Here is a 20,648-nt window from a genome sequence, read left to right as displayed (position 1 = left end):
GAGTAATTGTTGCACTTATTCTTGTAATTCACCCAGAATAAAAACAAGAAAAATTCTCTTTGTTTCATCTGTCATCCCCTTCCCCTACACTTGATGAGTTGCACCACCTATTTTCTAATAAATCAGGCCTAAATTATCTAGTATTTCCAGAGTGATAAATTAAAAAGGCTGGACAAACACTGTCCAACCTTCAATAACTAATGAATAACTGATTACTGCAATGATACATCACTCAAGCACTATCTTAAGATAATGCATCAAACGTATTGAGTGGTACAGATGTGAGAAAAATTTTATTAACTAAATAAAATTTTTCCCACTACTAATCTATTGATTTATCAGGAGTTTCCGTAACCAGTTCGGGTTAATTTCGCAGGTTTAAATTTTTTTGGATAGTTTACTGAGATTTTCATATTTCTACCTCATTTTCTTTTAGAGACGGTGAAAGAGAATGCACTAGAGAAGTTTTGAGCCCCTCTCTTCAATCCGAAAAGACGATTAGGACTTGTATTCTATAAAAGAAGTTAACATCCTACTTATAACTGCATTAAGTCGTTCGTACGATTCTTAATATCTATACTAGTATTGTAGCCCAAAATCTTAAAAAGGGCTTATAAAAAACTTGAAATAAACTAAACTATTTGACGATGACCTATTGCCTATCCTGTAATTAAACCGCTCCTAGTTTGATTTTCTTAATGAAATAACAGAATACTGATCAAAGCTAAGATAGCTGGCCCACCTTGAGTTAGGATGATTTTCTTATTGGCAGTTGCTGCTCCATAGCTAGCAGCACCGATAACAAAGAGAACAAAGATGGTCACGATTTCCAAATTATGTGAGACAAAAATCCCATATAAGAGAAAGACAGCGACAAGGGCATTGTAAATTCCTTGATTTTTAAAGAGTGAAGTGACAGATGGGCGAGCCAGTTCTTCCTTATCCATGTTGAAAACACGACTGGTACTGTCTGAGTGCGTTGCAATGCTTTCCAAGTAAAAAATATAAAGATGTTCTAAAGCAACAATAGTAGCTAAGATAGTTGTAAAAATTGACATAGTATACTCCTTAAAATGTAATAGTTTCTAAGCCAGAAACCAATTTCTCCAGCAGATGACTGAGTTGAGTCTGTTCAACAGAAGACAGGATATCTTCCATCTGAGCTTTGACTTGCAAGTGCTGAGCAGGGGGATAGGTGACGAGCTGCTCTCTGGCAAATTCTGTCACATGAACCAAGACCTCTCGCTGATTTTCTGGATTTCGACTACGATTAACATAACCGCCCTCCTCCAATATCTTAAAATGACGAGTTAGCGCTGCTTGGTCAATTCGCAAGCGTTCTTGCACAGTTATCTGACTACACGGTGCCTGCTCTAGCAAAAACTGCAAGATTTGGTAGCGGGTCAGACTAATCCCTAGTTGTTTTTCAAAAAGCTGGGTTATCGTTTGATCTGCTAAACGTAGCTGGTAGAGCAAATCATTGATTTCTGCCATGGTTTCTCCTTAATTATACTTGATTTATCAATCATTGACTTATCAAGTATAACACAAAGAAAAAAATTGCAATTTTTTTGCTCATTTTTTTTGAAAAGAAAAACCAGCTAAAAGCTGGCGACATTATAACATCATCAAAAAAATGTAAATAGCTGGTAAAAGATTGTTCAACATATGTACTACTATCGAATCCAAGACATTTCCGCGACGGGCATAAGAAGCATAACAAACCAAGGCTAACATAAAGTAGGTTGGTACTTCTGCCCACGAATGAACATGGGGAAGGACAAAGAGTATCGAAGTAACTAGAGCTCCAAGCCAAGATACAAGCTTATTGAAGAGGAGACGATTTCCAAAACCACGGAAGACTAGTTCTTCAAAAACAGGAGCAACCACAACCAGGGTGAATAAAAACAAGACCAAAAAGAAGGGATGTTGAAAAGACATGTTAGCACCGATCCCTCGCAAAGATGCGTCGTTTGCAGAAATAAGCTTCCCTGAAAGAAGATATTGTATCATAACTCCTAAAACGGCTACTACTCTAGCAAGCAAGCCAAACAACAGTGCAAAACCGACATCTTTCCAGCCGAACCGAAACTTCTTTTTCGCATTCAAGTCATATTTAAAATACTTAGAAAATAAGTGTTTACCAATTACAATTAGGAAAGCCATATATAGAATGACGAAAAGGATTTCCAAAATCAGTGAAATACTTGCTGAATAAGCTAGAAAGTACATGGGAATGCTGTTTATAAGTAAAGTCAGCAGTATTAAACCCACTATTTTTAAACTAGATACACCAATCGTTTTTATTTGTTTCATTCTAATCTCCTTATTTATAATATCGTTTGATAATGCGATACTGACTCAACACAATGAAAGCCTGTAAACCAGCAAGAACAAATAAAGTTAAAGTAATATCCAAATCATACAAGCTAGATAAAAGCAAAAGTCCAATATAAATAAATGGGAACACATAGCCATTCAAGCGTAAAACAAGCTCAAAACTCTCCTCGTACTGAATCTGCTTTTCAGCCTCATCCATCAAACTCATGGTGAAGTCACGCATTTCCTTAACCGATAAATTCCGTGGGATTTTTTGTCCATGAAGCAACTTGAAAGAGCGATGACAGAGACTGGTGGTCACAATGACTAAGATTGATATCAGAACAAATTGAGCAAAAAGGAGGGTAGAAAATTCTCCAGTCATCATGACTTGTCCCATAATCCCTAGCGTTAAAAATAAGGTTACCGTTATCAACCCCATTAAGATAGAAGCAATACTATAGGCACGACCGGATGCTCTATCTCGTACTTCAACTCGTTCATCGTCTGTTTCCTCTTTCATCAGAGTCACCTGTTTTTTGGTTTCTGCTAAATAATAGAGAAAAAGGGCAAAAAGGATTAAGGACAAGGTTGTCACTAAATACTGAACTGATGTGAGTTGGATTTGAAACTGATTCAAAGTAAAGTTACCCCCACCGATTGCAGTAAGATAGCCAACAACTCCACCCAGTACCATACTAATGACAAGAGTGATGGTGGTTCTCCAAAAACGATAGCGATCTGACTTCATAATTTTCTCCTCCTATCTCTTATTTAAAATACTGCCGAATCATCTTAAAACTAGATAGATTGACATAAAAGTGGATAACCAGCAGGATAATAAATCCTGACACGCCACTAAGCGGGGACACATATGCTACAATCATCAAGATGATGTAAAGACTCGGAATAACGTACTGTCTGAGGTTAAATAGAGTTTCAAAACTCTGAACATAATGAGCTTGCAACTCTCCTTCATCATAGTGCTGAATCATGTCTCTCACTTCTTTTGAGCTTGGAAAGACAGAAATCTTATAGTCACGTAGCTGACGAGTCAGTCGCCAGATAACAAACTGTACTAATAGAAGTAGCACTATCTGTCCTAATGGCACCTCAAAACTTGATTTCAAATTTTCCTCATTGAGCTGACGCGCACCAATCACGATAGCAAAGAGCAAACTAGCACCAGATAAGTTAAAGGTAAGACTCGCATACTCCAGATAACGAAAGGAGCTACGGTAGGCCAAGTAACTCTCTTCCTCATTAGCCTCTTCGATACGAACGGAATTTCTTTGCGCTCTAAAAGAGAGCCAAGCAAAACCAGCTGTTACAGTTAACAATAAACTCGTCATCAGTTGGGCCAAGTGTCCTAAAAATAAAGTGGACAAAATATACGGCCAACCTGTTTCCTGAAAATGTTCAAAGAAGGCTGCTTGTAAAAATCCTGCAGAGAATACGATGACTACAGCTAACATAAGCCCTACTAAAATCAAGAATATAAATCGTAAAAAACGTTTTAAAGGTGTCATACTTTCTCCTTTTTAGAACAACTGTGTTAACCAAGCACCTGTCATACGACCAAAGTCATAAATGGTGTGGATAATCTCTCCCTTAGTCCCCACCAAAATAATTAGGAAAACAAAGAGGTAAATCGCATTATTGCGAGCTTTCTTATCTTCCAAGGACAACTCACCACGAGATAACCAACCTGCTAGATAGGCATAAGCAACGATGGTCACGATAGATAACTCTGTCGAGCTAACAAAAGCTAGCAACCAAATCAAGCGCATATACAACACCTTGATATCAAAGTAATTTGCCAAACCAGCACAAACGCCAGCTATTTCTTTCTGTTCTCTATCTAAAGTAAAGTTCTTCATGAATTCTTGCATGGTCATTCTCCTCATTTTCTTTTTTTGTCAGCCAGAATACACAATGGAATCAGAAGACTTGGTAGTCCACCTAAAAGTAGAATAAAATTAACGGAACTCATCTGACGATGTAAGCCCAAGTAAACTCCCGATAAAAATCCGATAATTATAGCGATCCCTAAAATGATTGCCACTAAACTGTTCTTGATTTCTTTTTTCATCTCTTACTCCTCCTCGACCAGGCTAAAAACATTTTCTACTGGTTCCTTAAATATCTGGGAAATGGTGATGGCGATAACGACCGATGGGGTGTACTCTCCTCGCTCGAGGAGACTGATAGTCTGTCTCGAAACCCCTGCTAGCTTGGCTAGCTCGGTCTGATTGAGCCCTTCACGGGCTCGCAGCTCCTTGAGCCGATTCTTTAGTATCATGGTAAACTCCTACTTCAAGCTCACAGACTGGATGTCCTCAACTCGTTTTAACTGGGTCTCCACATTCCCTTTCTTATCCGTCCGGGTCAGCTTGACCCAGTCCTCATCTACATCGAGGATTTCCCACTCCATACCAAAACCATTAATAATGACTGTCGCTTTTTGTCCTTTTAATTCTTCTAATAATCGTGACATCGCACTACTTCCTTTCTCATGTTTTTCTAAGCGTCTGACCCGTTTGGTCAGTTTTTTTATCTTACTCCCCTGTTCTATCAGCGCAACGAACGCAAACAGTGCCAGACATACACCATACAAACTCATAGACTACCTCCTACTCCCCGATACTTCTCCAAAAAATCTGGGTGCTTTCTTCCAACCAAGCAGAGCGATTATAAATAGACTCAGCAACACTTGCTCTCCATCAACCCCTTGACCAGAAATCAACCTCCAGATGTTATGCAAAATAAGCAAAACACTAGCTGTCAGTAGGAATCCTTTGTTCAACCCTTCTGCAAATACAAATAGTTTCATAAACATTCCCCTTTATTCTCTTTCCTTAGGCTTAACTGTATCCGCATAAATCGCAACAACCACCGAAGAATTAACTGGCTCTGTGAAATGCAATAGATGCACATCCTTCAAGATCATCTCCACAAAGTAGAGAAGAAACGAGAAGGTCAAGATATCTAGCTACGTAAAGTATGTTTTTCTACTTCTCTTTTATATATCTTTTCTTAACTTGATTATATTGTAACACATCTTTTTCTTTTTGACAAGTATCTTTGTCAAAAAAATAAAAATATTTGTCAAAAAGAACAATATTGCTGTCATAGATGCTTTCGCAGGTAAAAAACAAAAAAGACCGCCAAATTTGGCGATCCTTATGGGAGATTATTATGAAAAAGAAAAGTTTAGGATTTTTCTATCAAATGAATATAGGAGGTCTTCATTTGATGGTATTAGTTTACTGTTTTGAACTTAAAGGAAACTTAAAATTTTCTTGATCTTCAAATATTTGAACAATATCAGTCGCAAGACTGATTTTTTGATTTTGAGGATAGGAGCTTACAAGGAAGTTAATGCTCTTAATACCACTATTTTTCGCAAAGTCGATATCCAGCTGGCGGTCACCGATATAGTAGGTACGATTAGGATCTAGCTGGTACTTATCCATGAGATAGTGGGCAGCTTCAGGACTTGGTTTTCTAGCAAAACCTGACTGACTCGTCAAAATTTCTGTGAAATAATCGCGTAAACCTAAATGTTCCAAAATCGTAAAAGCATTATCTCCCTTATGGGTATAAACAAACTGCTGAACGCCTGCTTGCTTGGCCCAGTCTAACACTTCCTGGCTACCAGGTAAGAGTTGAACTTGAGCATTTTTCTCTGCCAGGCTTTGGGCACGCACAGTGTTGAGTTCTGCTAAGTCCAAATCGTGTACTGTTGCAACTTGCTCTAGCAAAGCTTGCACAGATTTTTCTAAAATAAAGGTACGGACACATTCCTTGTCATAGGGGAGAGCATACTGAGAAAAGGTTTCCGCAATTCCAGCGAGGATAGCCTCATAGGAATCAAGTAGGGTTCCATCTAGGTCCCAAATAAAGGCAATCTTGGTCATAATGTCCTTTCTTTCTGTATTTTTCTACGGTAGAGATAGGAGAGAAGCAAATAGCGAAAAGCATTATCTAAAAGCGTTGCAGCCCAGACTCCTGCCAAGCCCATACCAAGAGGGAGTCCCATCAGGTAACCTGCTACAATGCGGATAAACCACATCCCTATCGCTGTTGCCATAAAAGGGAGTCGTGCATTTCCCATTCCTTGCCAAAGAGCCGTATATACAAGGGTTCCCGCGGTCAAGGGCATACAGAAGGCTGAGTAGAGGATTACCGTCAGACTAGCGCCGATAGCACCGGCATCTGACGTGTACAATTGGGTTAAGGGTTGACCCAAAAGTAGAATTGTCAAACCAATTGGAAACATAAAAGCAAGCGAAATCCAATAACTCTGTTTGGTGAGCTTTTCTACCTCTTGCCAATCCTGCATACCAACTGAGTGGGCTACCAGCATGACGGTAGCTGTTGCCACACCTAAGGCTGGCATATAGTTAAACTGAGTTAGTGTTTCTCCCACAGCATTCCCTGCAACAATCTCTGTTCCAAAGGCTACGATAATAGCTACTATAACTACATCACCTGCTCGCATCAATAATCTCTCACCCGCTGCTGGTAAGGCCAGCGCTAAGAGTTTTCTATCTAAACCTTTGTCAAATTCTAAGAGTGTGATATCAACCTGTCGCCAAAGAATGACCACTCCAACTAAACGAGCCAAAATTGTTCCCCAAGCTACGCCGGCAATACCTAATTTTAATCCGTAAATTGCAAAACTAGAAAAAACAAGATTGAGAACATTACTAAGAATACTAACACACATAGGGAGACGTGGATTTCGAGTCACCCGGATCAGGGTACCTAAGGTCATGGTTAAACCTAACAAAACGGTTGTCCCACCTACCAGGGTTAGATAAAGAGCTCCAGCATCAGCAACCGCTGCTTCTGTTCCTAGAAAGTTCAAAATCGCATGCCCACCAAGTGCAGAAAACACTCCGAGTAAAAGGCTCAACAGAAGAGTCACCTTGATGGACTCTCTCGCATAATGGGCTAGAGAATCATTATCTCTTTGTCCTAGACTCCTAGAAAGCAGACTAGCTACTGCAGCTCCTAAAGCGATAAACACTGCTTGATAGATGGTGATAATATTCCCAGCCACGGATACACCAGAGATTGCTATGATTCCTAGATGAGCTACCAAATATCCATCCACCATCCCCATGAGCATCTGCAAAAAGTTCTCTCCCATAGCAGGTAGGGCAATTCTTAATATTTCTTTTTGATTTTGAAACAAACCATCCTCCTCAAAAAAGAAGAGGCTGGGACAATCGTCTTCAGCCTCCAAATAAGTTCCGTAATAGACTAATAATGTGGTAGATGATTGGACTACGAACTAAAAATTTTCAATTTTGAGTTCTAGCCCACTCCCTTAACCGTCACATTACAAACCTAAATAAGTTTCTACTGCTTTTTGCATCTCATCTGCCGCAACAACTGTCTTGTGGCGAACAGGAGCTGTCTCAAGGCCATCTACTGCTGGTGGAACTGCCACTCCTGAGAGAGTCTGCAAGGCTGCCAAAGCTTCAAAGTCGCTCAATCCTGCTTTTCCAGTTACTGCTTCTACTGCTACCACTGGGAATTTATAAGGACTAGCTGTTGATGCGATAACAGTCGGTGCTTCATCACCAGTCTCAGCTTGGTATTTTTTAAAGACTGCAGAAGCAACCGCTGTATGCGGATCTTCAATGTAGTTGTCTGCATCATAAACTCGCTTAATTTCTGTAGCAGTCTCAGCTTCTGTCGCATAGGCAGCCGCAAACAAGTCTAAGATTTCTGTGTCAAATCCAGTCAACTCGTATTGACCACTGGTCGACAAACTGTCCATGAGTTCCTTAGTCTTGCCAGCGTCATTTCCCAAAAGGTGGAAAATCAAACGCTCCAAGTTTGAAGAAACCAAGATATCCATAGATGGACTGGTTGTCACCTTAAAGCCACGCTTCTTGTCATAGACACGGGTCTTAAAGAAGTCTGTCAAGACATTATTTTCATTAGACGCACAGATGAGTTTACCAACAGGAAGTCCAATTTGTTTGGCATAAAAGGCCGCCAAGATATTTCCAAAGTTTCCAGTTGGAACCGTAAAGTTAACCTTTTCTCCCGCTTCAATCTCGCCAGTCTTCACCAATTGAGCATAAGCATAGACATAGTAGACGATTTGGGGCACTAAGCGACCAATGTTCATAGAGTTAGCCGATGAGAACTGCAAGTTATTAGCCGCCAACTTTTCCCGAAGGGCTTGATCATTGAACATGACTTTAACATTGGTCTGAGCATCGTCAAAGTTCCCATCGATCGCTACTACATGGGTATTGGCCCCCGTTTGAGTAGTCATTTGCAATTCTTGCACCTTGCTGACTCCATCTTTTGGATAAAAGACAATGATCTCAGTCCCAGGTACATCCGCAAATCCTGCCATAGCCGCTTTTCCAGTATCACCAGAAGTCGCAGTTAAGATGACAATCTTATTTTCCAAACCATGTTTCTTGGCTGCAGTTGTCATGAAGTAAGGTAAGATAGACAGTGCCATGTCCTTAAAGGCAATGGTATTTCCATGGAAAAGTTCCAAATTATACTGACCATCCAACTTGACCAATGGTGCAATAGCTACATCATCAAATTTACTATCATAGGCATGATTGATACAGTAGTCCAGTTCTTCCTCTGTAAAATCATCCAAAAATGCTGACAAAACGAGTTTGGCCACTTCTTGATAGGAAGCATTCTGGAGTTTGTCAAAGTCCAAGTCAACCTGTGGATAGCTAGTTGGAGTAAAAAGCCCCCCGTCAGTTGCCAATCCTTGTAAAATCGCTTGGCTGGCAGTCACCGTATTGTTCGCATCACGCGTTGATTGATAAAGCAATGTCATCATGTTGTCCTCATTCATTACATTTAGTCCACTTTATTCTACCATAATTCCTCAGAAAACTCTCTCTTTTTCTCTATTCTTTTAAGAAATCTCCTAAATCCGCACTTTCTCCCCCCTATCTCCTGTTATGAACATGGTAAAGGTTGCTTTACAGATATGCTCTCCCTCTTGATTATGGATGGCTACATCTACTACTCGCGTCGTTCGTCCCTTGTGAACACAAATCCCCGTAATGGTTAGATGTTCTCCAAGTTTAGCTGCTTTTAAATAGTTAATAGAAGACTGCAGGGTTACACCATCTGACCCTTGTGAGATGACAACCAGACCACTAATCTGGTCACAAAGAGTAAAAAGGTAGCCACCGTGAGCATTACCATAGTAATTAAGTGATGACTTCACTACCTCAGTAGACACCATCACTTCCCCATCACTCATCTTATCTATTTCATAATTTTCGAAAGCAGCAATCGCATCAAAATGAAAATCTTTCATTTCTTCTCCTTTCTTATATTCAGAATATTTTTTCATTTTAATTTATCAAAAAAATATGGTAAAATCAAGAAAAAAAGAAAGGAAGGAAAACCTATTTCTGTACAATTCGTCATCATCACTACCTAACTTCTACACTAACCAAACAAACAACCTCTTTTAAAGTAGTTGTAGGTTATAAAGAAATCCATAGATAGTTTTCAATCGAAAAAAGAAAATAGGTTACTGACAATATATGGTAAAAAAAGAAGTCGGACATAATTTCTTAGCCCGTTTAGGTAAGAAAAGACTAAGACCCGGTGGTGTTACTGCTACTAACTGGCTGATTGAACAAGGGCAGTTTTCAAAAGATAGCAAGGTTCTCGAAGTTGCTTGCAACATGTGTACCACTTCTATCGAACTGGCTCAAACGTTTGGTTGTAGCATCATTGGGATCGACATGGATCCTATCGCTTTAGACAAAGCAAAACAAAATATCAAGGAAGCTGGGGTAGAAAAACTTGTCCAAGTTCAGCAAGGCAACGCCATGAAATTACCCTTCGAGGATAACTCTTTTGATATAGTCGTAAATGAAGCCATGTTAACCATGCTACGGGGAGAAGCCAAAGAAAAAGCTATCAAAGAATACCTACGTGTCCTAAAACCTGGTGGACGACTCCTCACTCATGATGTCGCCTATCTGGATGACCATATGGGAAGCTTGTTAGATGAACTTAGTCAAACAATCCATGTCAATGTGCAACCACTCCATGTAGACAAATGGCAGGAATTATTTAAACAGTTAGGTTTTTCAACAGTTATTGCCCAATATGGACCTATGACTCTTATGTCAACCCCGGGCATGATTAAAGACGAAGGCTGGCTTGGAACCTGTAAGATTCTATGGAATGGCTTTAAAAAAGAAAATCGAAAGCAATTCCTTAGCATGTATCGTTTTTTCAACAAAACTGGTAAAGACTTGCGTTATATTGCAGTCTGCTCCAAAAAATAACCCATAAATAAATTCCCCTTAGCAACATGAGCAGCTAAGGGGAATTTTAATAGAAAATCTGCCAATCAGACTTTATTTGTTTGCCAAAAATTCATCGTATTGTTTTTGCATTTCATCCAAGACTTTTTGATAAGCTCCTTCTTCTTTGAGTTTATCCAACATCTTAGGAATTTCAACTTCAGGATCAACAGTACCTGTATTAATTGCACTTGCATATTGGTTTAATGTATTTGTAAGAGCTGTAATTTCAGCTTTTACAGAATCTGTATTAAAGATAAAACCAAGCGCTGGAGATTCTTTTGCCTCTTCCAAATCTTTCTTAGATTGAGCAATTTGGTCATCTGTTACATTTTCATTTATGTAAAGAATCCAGTTGTTACCAGTGTTCCATCCTGACATATGGGTATTACCATTATAGCCATCAAGAACTTTTACGCGATTTTCAGTGCCAGCAACTTTTTCCCAGTTGGTTCCTTCTGGACCGTAAACAAGGCCATTCAATACTTCAGGATCTGTATTTAGAACATTCAATACTTCCATCGCTTTTTCTTTGTTCTTAGAGTTGTTTGAAATTACAAAGTTCGCTACTTGAGTTGTATTATTTTTCTTGTACAAACCTGTGATTGGCTTAATTTCAATCTTACGGTTTGCTACACGAGAAAGAAGGCTGTTGCCGTAGTCAGCAGGACCGACGGTTTCTTCACGGACAAACCAAGTATCTGCACCTAGTTCAAAGCTGGTATCACTTGTTGTAACATCTTTTGGAATATATCCCGCTTCATAATATTTGTGAAGAGTTTTGAGTTTTTCAACATAACGTGGAATAGTGTAGCGGTCTACAATTTTAGTCGTATCACCTTGCAAATCGACAACAAATGGAAGACTATCAACTGCTACATAGTCAAAATCATCTGCAGGCCCACCGTAACTCTTGGTCATGGCATAAGGCGTTACATTCGGTTCTTTTTCTTTGATTGTTTTGAGCGCTTCTTCTAGATCACTATAATCTTTAATATTTGAAATATCAATGCCATACTTTTCAAGAAGTGGTCCGTTAAAGGCAAAGTTTTGTGATGAGGCTACATTGGCTGCTACTGGAACAGCATAAATCTTGCCATTTACTGTATTCCCCTTGATGTAGGCTGGGTCCAATGCCGCATAGAGATCTTTCCCTTCTTTTTTGTATAGTTCAGTCAAGTCAGCATAGGCACCTTTTTGTGCATTGATAACATAGTTATTAGCAAGAGCAATATCATAATTTTCACCAGATGAGATGATGACATTCATTTTCTTGTCATAATCACCCCAACCGAGGTATTGGATATCTAGTTTAGCACCTGTTTTTTCACCAATAATTTTGTTGGCATTTTCCAATAATTCGTCCAAATTATCAGGCTTATCACCAATTTGATACATCTTAATAACAGTCTTACCGTCATCAGAGGTAGCTGCTTTTTTGTTATTTCCTGTTAGATTACCACAAGCAGCAAGGGTTGCACCGATTGCCAAAAGGCTAGCTGAAGTAAGAGCATACTTTTTCCATTTATTCATAAGAATAGTCTCCTTTTTTATTTTTTGTTTTAGACATACTTAGCTATACATAAACGTATAGGATTATTCTTTTACGCCACCAATCGTTAAGCCTTTTACAAAGTAGCGTTGGAAGAATGGGTAGAGAATCGCAATTGGGATAGTTGCAACAACCACCATAGCCATCCGTCCAGTCTCTCTTGGGAGAGATTGAAGAGCGCCAACAAGTTGACTGGATTGTCCAACTGACTTAGAGATATAGTCCATATTGCTCTGGATTTGCATCAAAAGATATTGAAGTGGATAGAGGTTATCACTCTTGATATATAGGAGTGCATTAAACCAATCATTCCAAAAACCAAGAGCTGTAAAAAGACTAATCGTCGCCACACCTGGTAGAGACAGAGGCAAACAAATCTGGAAGAAAATCCGTGTTTCGCTTGCTCCATCGATACGAGCTGACTCTAAAATCGCTTCTGGAATGGTTCGTTTAAAGAAACTTCGCATCAAAATGATGTTAAACGGATTCAACAACATTGGGATAATTAAGGCTCCAACTGTATCTCCCAAGTGTAAGAGCTGAGTCACAACAATATAACCTGGTACCAATCCTGCACTAAATAGCATACTCAAGAGGGCAAATATGGTGAAAAATCTCCGATATTTAAAGGTAGAACGAGAGATAGCATAGGCATAGGTTGTGGTGATAAAGACATTACAGAAGGTCCCTACTATCGTTACAAAGAAGGTAATAAAGAGGGATTGTAAAATCTTATCTTTAAACTGTCCTAGGAAAACAAAACCATCCACCCCAAACTTAGCTGGAAAGAAGCTGTAACCGTTTATCGCTAAACTTTGCTCATCTGTAATCGATATGATGATAACAAAGATAAAAGGAAGCACGCAGGCGACAGCAACTAACCCCATCAAAAGGGTAAAGAAGAAATTGGAACGTTTACTAAAGGAGTGAATTCCAACATTATCGATTTTTTCTTTTTTATTTTATCTTTTTTCATGGAAAACCTCCTTTCTAAAAGAGTGCTGAATTTTTATCAATCCGTCTCGCAATTAAATTGGAAATCACAACCAAAATCAACCCTACGACTGACTGGTAAAGCCCTGCTGCTGCAGTCATCCCAATATCCCCTGACTTGGTCAAGCCATTGTAGACATAGACATCAATAACATTGGTAACACTATATAACTGACCTGCATTATGTGGGATTTGATAAAAAAGTCCAAAATCTGCTCGGAAGATGTTTCCGACTGCAAGAATAGTCAATACCGTTATCAACGGAGCAAGCTGAGGAATGGTGATATTTTTAATTCGTTGCCACTTGCTAGCACCATCTACAGTAGCTGCTTCGTAATAGGTTGGATCAATTCCCATGATGGTTGCATAATACATAACACTATTGTAACCAAAACCTTTCCATACCCCCATAAATAGCAAGAATGCTGGCCAAATGGTCGTATCCGCGTAGAAATTCATTTCTTTTATGCCAAATGACTGAAGCAAGTGGTTGATTAATCCCTTGTCAATATTTAGGAAAGCATCTGTAAAGAAACTAATGATAACCCATGATAGGAAGTAAGGAAAAAGAATAGAGGTCTGAAATAGTTTGACCATCCTCTTAGATCGCAACTCACTAAAGATAATGGCAATTCCAACAGAAACCACCAATCCCAAAAAGATAAATCCAAGATTGTAGAGAATGGTGTTTCTCGTGATGATAAAGGCATCCTTAGAACTAAAGAGAAAGCGGAAATTATCAAAGCCAACCCACTTACTATTTAAGATACTATCGATAAAGCCCTCACCAGTAATATGGTAGTCCTTAAAGGCAACTACGTTTCCAAAAACAGGAATGTAGAAAAACAAAATCAACCAAAGGGCTCCGGGAAGAACCATCAAAAGGAAAATGAGGTTACTTTTTAAAGTTTGAACAATTTTTTGCATAAACTCCTCCCATTATAATACAGGAGATACAAATAAGGTCATGACATAAAGCAAGGCAACAATCATTCACTTCACTTTTCTCTTGTTTGTTCTCCTTAAATTGTTACCGATTACATTTATGATTATATTATTTACATACTAGCTTTTCAAACCCTAAATTATAGTAAAAATTCTACAAATTATAAAAGGGGAGAGTAACTTCTTCTATTTGTTTCTGCATCCCATCTTTCTAACCTCTTTTTTCCATTACACATAAACTTTGCTAATAGAGGTGGTAAACCGTTAACAGATTAGAGTCCAATTACTCTCCGGTTGGCAATAAACCATTTTCTGTCTATCAGGAGCTTTATTCCGTAACAATCAATCAATTTAATCATGTACCTAAGATTAGAATTGTTTATCCCAAATTTATTTGAAAGTTGCTCTAAGCTATATCCTTGTTTTCTAAGTTCATAGATCTGAACTTTATCTTTATAAGTCAATTTCATAATAAAAACACCCCAAAAGTTAGATTTTTTCTGTCTAACTTTCGGGGTGCAGTTCATTTTCATATATTTTTTATCTAATGAAATGAAGTTTTTAGATTGCCAGCAAAACGAAATACTGCTAGGTCAGCGTATAAATCTTATTGCTGCTATTGTTACCTTTAAAAGTACGTTTTAATTTCGCGGGAAGCCTATTTTTTATTTTTTATATTTATAAAAGAAGCTGCTAGCAATGAAATCCCCATTCCCAAAGCAATGACAATAAATAGAAAGTTGACTATATCAGGTATTGGAATTATTCTATTTATCAACCTCATTATAGAGAGAGTTGACAAGACAATTAGAGCTGATGACTCTAAACGAATAAAAGAAGTTTGCTTAAAATCAACGGCTTTAAAGAAAATAGGTAGTAAAAATAGGGTTAGAACTATTATAAATATGTTAGAACCAACTTCTACTCCATTATTGATTGGGGATATCATCAGTAAATTTGAAATAATGACTATTATTGAACAGATTATAAAAGAAATTTTGTTTTTCATTCTACTTCCTCGATATTCTTACTTTGAAACTCTATTCCAAGATATTTCCTGTGAAACTATTGATCAAGTCGTATAAATAGTCGACGCGGTCGCAATGGTATGCCACTGGTTGGCAGTGGTTGCGCTGAACTCTTGGTCCGCATAGAAGTCGGTAAATGGAAGGAGCTCCACTTCTAGCTCTTCGATCCGGTCAATTGTGCCATTGCTAAAGGCTAGCAGACGACTTTGCGCCCGTTTGATCCGTTGCATGAGGCCACCCATACGGATATCAACCGTATCCAAGCCAAAAACCTTATTTTCCTTGAGCCACTGCTGGCTAAAGGTTTGGTGAAAATCTTCGACTTTTTGGAGAAGACTCGAAAGCTCTTCCTGAGCCAGTCTTTCTAGGGCTTGACGATTACGCGCCTCATAGGCCACCCGAATCTCTCGACCGATGGTCGCTTTTTGCGCTAGGATGCTATTCAACTGGGCCTGAGTCTCAAAGAGATAAGCATAAGGCCCTGCTTGTTGGGAAATAGCTGTCAAGCTTGTTGCAGCCTTTTCAAAGTGTGCTCGGTCTTGTTCAGGATTGATATGCGGATCCAAAAGCGGGCAGAGAATATCCTGATAAAAGACATAGCGATTGGGGTTGATTCCACTGAGATTGGCTGGCAGATCTGGCAGGAGATTGCCCAAGTCAATCTGCATAAAGTCCTCAACAGAAAGCCCTGTATTGGTCTTGAAATGACTGGAGAGTTGTTCTAAGTCATTGCGGTAGCTGAGTTCTGCCCAGATTTGCAAGCTTGGTAGGATAGAGAACTGGGCGGTTTCACCACCGTTGTCCCCCCAACCGGTCACAATGACTTCCTTGATACCGTTTTTGCGGCAGGCTTTATTGGCCTCAATGGCGATCAGGCGACTAAAGTGATTATTGGGCGTAAAGCCGATCCATTTCCAAGCGCCCCCTGCAAAAGCAAGGTCATCGCTAATAGTGTGGTGGTTGCTGAAATTCTTGTTGTACTTTTCTTCGCTGTCTTGGTAGTAATCCCAATAAACTAGTGTCACTCGGTCTTTCAAACGGTCTAGATAGGCCCGGGTCTCAGTTGGAATCTCAATTTCCCGATCATATTGGCCGTCAGAGGACATGAGCTTGAAGAACATATCGCTCCACATTTGACAGTGGAAACCGTATTTATCGGCAATATCCAGCACGCGCTCCAAGTGTTGGCACATGAGAAGACTGCGGTCCACAACGCCGTTTAAGATGAGATAGCGTCCCAAACCAACTAAGTGGGCCTCGTCCATACCGATATTGACCTTGCGAGTCTGCAGTTTAGATAGAGTGGCAAACATACCATCAATCAGGTTATAGACTTTTTCTTCTCCAATAAGGAGAATGTCCTCTACATCGCGGAGTTCTTGCACTTCTTTGACACCCCATTTGACGAAGGCTGACAAGTGGGCCAAGGTCTGAATGCAGGGCACAAAGGTCAGGTCAAACTGCTGGGCATAAGCCTCGATTTCCTGCAATTCCTCAGCCGAGTAGGATCCACGGAAGTAGCCAAAATATGGCTGTCCCTCAATCTGGTAGGTGTCTTCCATGTAGAGCTCAAAGGTTGAGTAGCCCATGAGAGCCAAGACCTCAATCATCTGCTTGGCAGAGGCTACATTCAAAACTGCATTTCGCGAACAGTCTGCCATGTAGGCCAAATCTTCATAAGCCGCTGTTTCGGTGAGGCTAATCTTTTCCCCTTTTTCCAGGGCATTGGATAAGAGCGAAAGTGCCCGATAAAGTTGGTGAGGTTTGCGATAGGTGAGGCGGTAATCGCCTTTGTCTCCCTCAATCTGGATCGAAGCACCGTTACCTTGGGCAACCGTAATCGTATGCTCACCTAATGAAAGGTGTTGTTCAAGTATCTGAACAGCAGCAGTTTGTTTTTCTGTCAGTCCTATAAATGTGGCCACGCTTTTTCCTCCTGTAACCAATTGACTAAGGCACCGTAGAGATTGGCATCTGCTTGGTAATGGCAGGCGACAAGCTCAGGCACCACTGAATATTCTTCATAACGATCGACATAGTCTTGGATGGCCTTTTTCACTCCTAGCAAGAAGTCGGGATTGCGACTGATGGAGCCTCCTAGGCTGATCACGTCTGGATCAAAGAAGTACTGGATATTGAGAATCCCTTGGGCGAGATGGCGATTCATCCGCTGAATAGCCTCTTGGCAGAGGGTATTGCCGTTAACTGCCTCATGATAAATCCGTAAGCCACTCCAGTCCGTTTGTCCTGTTTTTTCATTGACATAGCGGACCATATTTCCTGTCGATGCTAATTGGGACCAATTATTGAGCTTTTCAGCTGGGGTTTTGGTGGTCATATAACCAAATTCTCCCCCTAAACCGTGACGACCACGGTGGAGTTTCCCATTGATGATCAGGGCGCCACCAATGCCCGTCCCAATGACGACACAGGCTGCATTCTCAATCTCTGGATGGGCCAGTAATTCACTCAGCCCCACACAGTTGGCATCATTTTCTAGATGAACGGGCAGATCATAGCGAGCCAAAGCTTCGTACCAGGAAAATCCATGAATGTAAGGAACCGCACTGATGCCCTCAATCACACCGGTTTCTTGATTGACCGCTCCTGGAACGCTGATGGCAATACCCTCATAGTGTCTTTTTTTCAATTCCTTATCCAAAAAGGCCAGCAGTTCTTCGAATGTATCTGGCGTCGGCGTGCTGTCTTTTTCAAGGAGGTCCCCCTCACGGGTCAGACTGGCAAACTTGATGCCTGTCCCTCCGATATCAAATGTTGCAATACTCATGAAATCACCTCATTAAAGTAACTCAGTACGAATCTCCTGCGGAGCTAACAGCCCACTATGGACTGGATAAGGACGTTCTAACAGATCGAGCTGACATTGCTGACTTTCCGTGACACGAACATTTTCTTGACTCATATTATAATAGCGCAAAACCCTACCAGAACCATCCTCAGCCAGTTTGAAAGCTGTTGGACAAACCTGTGGGAGACTGAGCGCTGGATGTTTTAGAGCTTGTCCAGCTAATGCTACCTCCCCTTCTTGCCGTTTGATTTGTAAGCCTGTGAATGGTGTGGCAAGTGCCTTGGCCCGACGATAAGCTGCAAATCGTTCGTCTGGTTGATGGCATTCTACTGCAAATTCAACCTCAAAATCTCGTAAACACTGGGCTTCTGGTGTAGGGAAATATCCCCAATCTCCTAGCTCTCCTGATGCGCGCAAGATTGTGACAGCAATGGTATCATTCCCTAGGATTTCATATTCATTAAGCCCAATATTGCTGACCGTAACTGCTTTTTCTTGGTCATAGAGACTGACAAATGATTGTTGATGTTGCGGGTTTTCAGGATTCACCCAAACTGACGCTGGTTGATTTGGGCGACGAACTACTTCATAGATGCTTTCTGAATCATTCGTTTGACTACTATTGTGCGTCTTAAAAAGGACTCGGATTCGATGATCTTTTGCATTGTTCGTAAAACGGGTTTTAAAGCGAATCTGAGGACAATCTGCGAACACCGTCATCTCGGTTTCTAAGTGGAGAGTCGTATATTGACTTGAACGTCCTGCTCTTCTATGCATGAATTCGACGAGACCTCTCTGTTCCGCATCCAATACTTCATCTGCACTTACTGGAATCGTCAACTCATGCTTTAGCAAAACAGTGCTATACCTTGCATTATTTACCAACACCTGATTTTCTACTAGTTGAGCATAAATCGGTTGGCTGTTTTTAGGTTGAAAATAGATATACTCATTTCCGATATCCCCACAATCTTCAAAGAGCATGAAATCTTCGTACGCCTCATTTGTAGTTTTATCATAAACTGTCACTCCCTCATCCAAGCTTACGGTTAAATAAGGCGTATCAATGACACCATTTTGATAGAGTCCAGAACTCTCCTGCATCTTTCCTTCTAGCAACTGAAAGCTCTGCCAAGAAAGGGGAGCCAAACGAATAGGTAGGGTCACCCGCACTTGACGGGCAATATATGCTTGACGAAATTTATCTTTTGGCAATTCATAATGAAAATGAGCCCCCAAGTCTTCTACTTTTGCCTCTATCAGTTGGCCTTCCATATCCTGAACGACATAACTTGGTAAACTAAGCGCAGACATTTTCTTATAGGCTTCTGTCGGGTGGGTGCTATGAAAATCACACATCTCTATCGTCATATCTACCGATACCGTATCCATTTTCTCATGTAGACCTGTATTGATAACAGTAAAGAGCAGGTCACTCTTAGCGGATTGACTATGAAGTTTAGATTTCCAATCATGAAGAAGATTCTCCTTAACAAAAGAAGCAACCTGTTCTACCTTGGCATAACGAGTTTCCATCTCCCTATGAACCTCATCTACACTACAGCCACAAATACTGTCGTGAGGTGCATTTTGAAGCAAGGTCTTCCAAGCATACGTTAGTTGGTCCTTGTGATTCTTCCCACCCGTGATAATCGTCAACGGCTCTACTACCTGCTCCAGAAGATTACTATTTTTTTGGAAGGCTTGCTTGAGATAAAGACGAGATGATGCCGTGTTTGCAAGTGTGTACCAGCCATCTGTCTCCTGACTTGTCAATTCACCAGATACGGTTGACAACTGCTCAGGAAGGGCTCCTTCCACTGCCTTGATATAATCATCAAAAGAACTATGAACAAAGGTTACATCTGGAAATAATTCATTTGCGACTCGAATGGCTTCACTAAGATTTTTTTGAACCGGTTGGTGGTCACACCCATTCATAATGAGCCACTGATTGGTTGACGCATAGTCACGCACATCCGCTAGTTTTTGTTTCCAAAAAGTTAGTGCTTCTTCTTTTTCAACCGGGATTTCATTCCCATTACTATACCAGTTAGCAAAGAGAATCCCTAAAATCCGACTCCCATCAGCCCCTTGCCAGTACATCTCTGAAAACTGAGAGGTAAATTGTTCTCCCTCAAGCACTTGATTATCAAAACCAATAGGTTTCACACCACGCCCAAAAGCCGCCACATGTAGCCCAGATTTTTGTAAAATTTGAGGAGCCTGCCCCATATTCCCAAAGGTATCTGGGAAGTAACCAATTTGTGTAGACTTGCCCCATTTAGCACATTCTTGTTGACCGATAAGAGTATTGCGGACATTTGCCTCACTTGAGATGAGATAATCATCCTGCAAGATATAAAAGGGGCCAATCTTAAGTTTTCCTTCGTCAATATAGCGTTGAAGCCTGTCTCTATTTTCAGGACGAATAGCCAAGTAATCATCCAAAACGATTATCTGCCCATCTAAGTGAAAGGACTTGAAATCTGGGTCTGTCTCAAAAAGTTCAAATAAGTCATCAAATAACTCCACCAACTGCATACGATGGCTTTCAAAAGATTGGTACCACTCTCTATCCCAATGACTGTGTGAAATGATATGGACAACGATATTTTCCATAATATAACCTCTATTTAATTTTTCTCGTTTTCGATTGCATTGTTCGT

Annotated in this window: 22 protein-coding genes and 1 pseudogene; 1 reads left to right on the top strand and 22 read right to left on the bottom strand. The window is 40.2% G+C overall.

The window, feature by feature from the left end; translation table 11 throughout:
• Nucleotides 1-695: 695 nt before the first annotated feature.
• The 14 genes from STRDD10_RS03360 to STRDD10_RS03295 all read right to left on the bottom strand — a co-directional run bounded on the left by STRDD10_RS03360 (nucleotide 696) and on the right by STRDD10_RS03295 (nucleotide 9,646).
• Nucleotides 696-1,058, bottom strand: a complete 363-nt coding sequence (locus STRDD10_RS03360) for a DUF1304 domain-containing protein (RefSeq protein WP_067193138.1) — start codon at nucleotides 1,056-1,058, stop codon at nucleotides 696-698.
• Between the two features lie 10 nt (nucleotides 1,059-1,068).
• Complete coding sequence (locus STRDD10_RS03355) at nucleotides 1,069-1,494, bottom strand: MarR family winged helix-turn-helix transcriptional regulator (RefSeq protein WP_067193134.1); 426 nt, start codon at nucleotides 1,492-1,494, stop codon at nucleotides 1,069-1,071.
• A gap of 123 nt (nucleotides 1,495-1,617) precedes the next feature.
• Nucleotides 1,618-2,316, bottom strand: a complete 699-nt coding sequence (locus STRDD10_RS03350) for a CPBP family intramembrane glutamic endopeptidase (RefSeq protein ID WP_067193132.1) — start codon at nucleotides 2,314-2,316, stop codon at nucleotides 1,618-1,620.
• 10 nt (nucleotides 2,317-2,326) lie between these two features.
• Entirely contained in the window at nucleotides 2,327-3,070 is a 744-nt protein-coding gene (locus STRDD10_RS03345) for a DUF3169 family protein (protein ID WP_067193131.1), read from the bottom strand.
• A 19-nt stretch (nucleotides 3,071-3,089) separates the two neighbouring features.
• Nucleotides 3,090-3,848, bottom strand: coding sequence for a DUF3169 family protein (locus tag STRDD10_RS03340; protein ID WP_067193129.1), 759 nt, complete (start codon nucleotides 3,846-3,848; stop codon nucleotides 3,090-3,092).
• A 12-nt stretch (nucleotides 3,849-3,860) separates the two neighbouring features.
• Entirely contained in the window at nucleotides 3,861-4,211 is a 351-nt protein-coding gene (locus STRDD10_RS03335) for a PspC domain-containing protein (protein WP_067193127.1), read from the bottom strand.
• An 11-nt stretch (nucleotides 4,212-4,222) separates the two neighbouring features.
• The gene (locus STRDD10_RS03330) at nucleotides 4,223-4,411 is read right to left on the bottom strand and encodes a hypothetical protein (RefSeq protein WP_067193125.1); all 189 of its coding nucleotides are present in this window, start codon (nucleotides 4,409-4,411) and stop codon (nucleotides 4,223-4,225) included.
• Between the two features lie 3 nt (nucleotides 4,412-4,414).
• Nucleotides 4,415-4,621: a helix-turn-helix transcriptional regulator gene (locus tag STRDD10_RS03325; RefSeq protein ID WP_067193123.1), complete on the bottom strand. Its 207-nt coding sequence runs from the start codon at nucleotides 4,619-4,621 to the stop codon at nucleotides 4,415-4,417.
• A 9-nt stretch (nucleotides 4,622-4,630) separates the two neighbouring features.
• Nucleotides 4,631-4,942: a hypothetical protein gene (locus STRDD10_RS03320; RefSeq protein ID WP_067193121.1), complete on the bottom strand. Its 312-nt coding sequence runs from the start codon at nucleotides 4,940-4,942 to the stop codon at nucleotides 4,631-4,633.
• 3 nt (nucleotides 4,943-4,945) lie between these two features.
• On the bottom strand, nucleotides 4,946-5,152 hold the full coding sequence (locus STRDD10_RS03315) for a hypothetical protein (protein WP_067193119.1): 207 nt from the start codon (nucleotides 5,150-5,152) through the stop codon (nucleotides 4,946-4,948).
• 433 nt (nucleotides 5,153-5,585) lie between these two features.
• Nucleotides 5,586-6,239 (bottom strand): HAD-IA family hydrolase, encoded by a 654-nt coding sequence (locus tag STRDD10_RS03310; protein ID WP_067193118.1) that lies wholly within the window; start codon nucleotides 6,237-6,239, stop codon nucleotides 5,586-5,588.
• A complete protein-coding gene (locus STRDD10_RS03305; protein WP_082782038.1) occupies nucleotides 6,236-7,522 on the bottom strand; it encodes an MATE family efflux transporter in 1,287 nt (428 codons plus the stop codon). The genes STRDD10_RS03310 and STRDD10_RS03305 overlap by 4 nt, the downstream gene beginning before the upstream one ends.
• A gap of 147 nt (nucleotides 7,523-7,669) precedes the next feature.
• Entirely contained in the window at nucleotides 7,670-9,154 is a 1,485-nt protein-coding gene (gene thrC / locus STRDD10_RS03300) for a threonine synthase (protein ID WP_067193425.1), read from the bottom strand.
• Between the two features lie 93 nt (nucleotides 9,155-9,247).
• Nucleotides 9,248-9,646, bottom strand: a complete 399-nt coding sequence (locus STRDD10_RS03295; protein ID WP_067193116.1) for a PaaI family thioesterase — start codon at nucleotides 9,644-9,646, stop codon at nucleotides 9,248-9,250.
• 232 nt (nucleotides 9,647-9,878) lie between these two features.
• On the opposite strand from STRDD10_RS03295, the gene STRDD10_RS03290 reads away from it, so the two are divergent.
• A complete protein-coding gene (locus tag STRDD10_RS03290; RefSeq protein WP_067193115.1) occupies nucleotides 9,879-10,634 on the top strand; it encodes a class I SAM-dependent methyltransferase in 756 nt (251 codons plus the stop codon).
• Between the two features lie 72 nt (nucleotides 10,635-10,706).
• Here the strand turns inward: STRDD10_RS03290 and STRDD10_RS03285 are convergent, their stop codons facing one another.
• The 8 genes and pseudogenes from STRDD10_RS03285 to STRDD10_RS03250 form a co-directional block, all read right to left on the bottom strand.
• Nucleotides 10,707-12,185, bottom strand: coding sequence for an ABC transporter substrate-binding protein (locus tag STRDD10_RS03285; RefSeq protein WP_067193113.1), 1,479 nt, complete (start codon nucleotides 12,183-12,185; stop codon nucleotides 10,707-10,709).
• A 63-nt stretch (nucleotides 12,186-12,248) separates the two neighbouring features.
• Nucleotides 12,249-13,151, bottom strand: coding sequence for a carbohydrate ABC transporter permease (locus STRDD10_RS03280; RefSeq protein WP_067193111.1), 903 nt, complete (start codon nucleotides 13,149-13,151; stop codon nucleotides 12,249-12,251).
• A 43-nt stretch (nucleotides 13,152-13,194) separates the two neighbouring features.
• Complete coding sequence (locus STRDD10_RS03275; RefSeq protein ID WP_067193109.1) at nucleotides 13,195-14,124, bottom strand: ABC transporter permease; 930 nt, start codon at nucleotides 14,122-14,124, stop codon at nucleotides 13,195-13,197.
• 338 nt (nucleotides 14,125-14,462) lie between these two features.
• A pseudogene (locus STRDD10_RS10770) lies at nucleotides 14,463-14,612 on the bottom strand (IS3 family transposase); the annotation flags it as partial.
• 188 nt (nucleotides 14,613-14,800) lie between these two features.
• A complete protein-coding gene (locus STRDD10_RS10400) occupies nucleotides 14,801-15,151 on the bottom strand; it encodes a hypothetical protein (RefSeq protein WP_082782031.1) in 351 nt (116 codons plus the stop codon).
• A 63-nt stretch (nucleotides 15,152-15,214) separates the two neighbouring features.
• Nucleotides 15,215-17,095 carry a beta-N-acetylhexosaminidase gene (locus tag STRDD10_RS03260; RefSeq protein WP_067193103.1) on the bottom strand — a complete coding sequence of 627 codons (1,881 nt, stop codon included), beginning with the start codon at nucleotides 17,093-17,095 and terminating at the stop codon, nucleotides 15,215-15,217.
• Complete coding sequence (locus tag STRDD10_RS03255; RefSeq protein WP_067193101.1) at nucleotides 17,080-17,958, bottom strand: ROK family protein; 879 nt, start codon at nucleotides 17,956-17,958, stop codon at nucleotides 17,080-17,082. The genes STRDD10_RS03260 and STRDD10_RS03255 overlap by 16 nt, the downstream gene beginning before the upstream one ends.
• Nucleotides 17,959-17,970: 12 nt before the next feature.
• Nucleotides 17,971-20,601, bottom strand: a complete 2,631-nt coding sequence (locus STRDD10_RS03250) for an alpha-mannosidase (protein WP_067193099.1) — start codon at nucleotides 20,599-20,601, stop codon at nucleotides 17,971-17,973.
• Nucleotides 20,602-20,648: the final 47 nt, after the last annotated feature.

This window comes from Streptococcus sp. DD10, assembly GCF_001578805.1.
Classification (GTDB): domain Bacteria; phylum Bacillota; class Bacilli; order Lactobacillales; family Streptococcaceae; genus Streptococcus.
The sequence above is the reverse complement of the archived record's forward strand: the minus strand, read 5'-3'. Positions and strand labels throughout refer to the sequence as shown.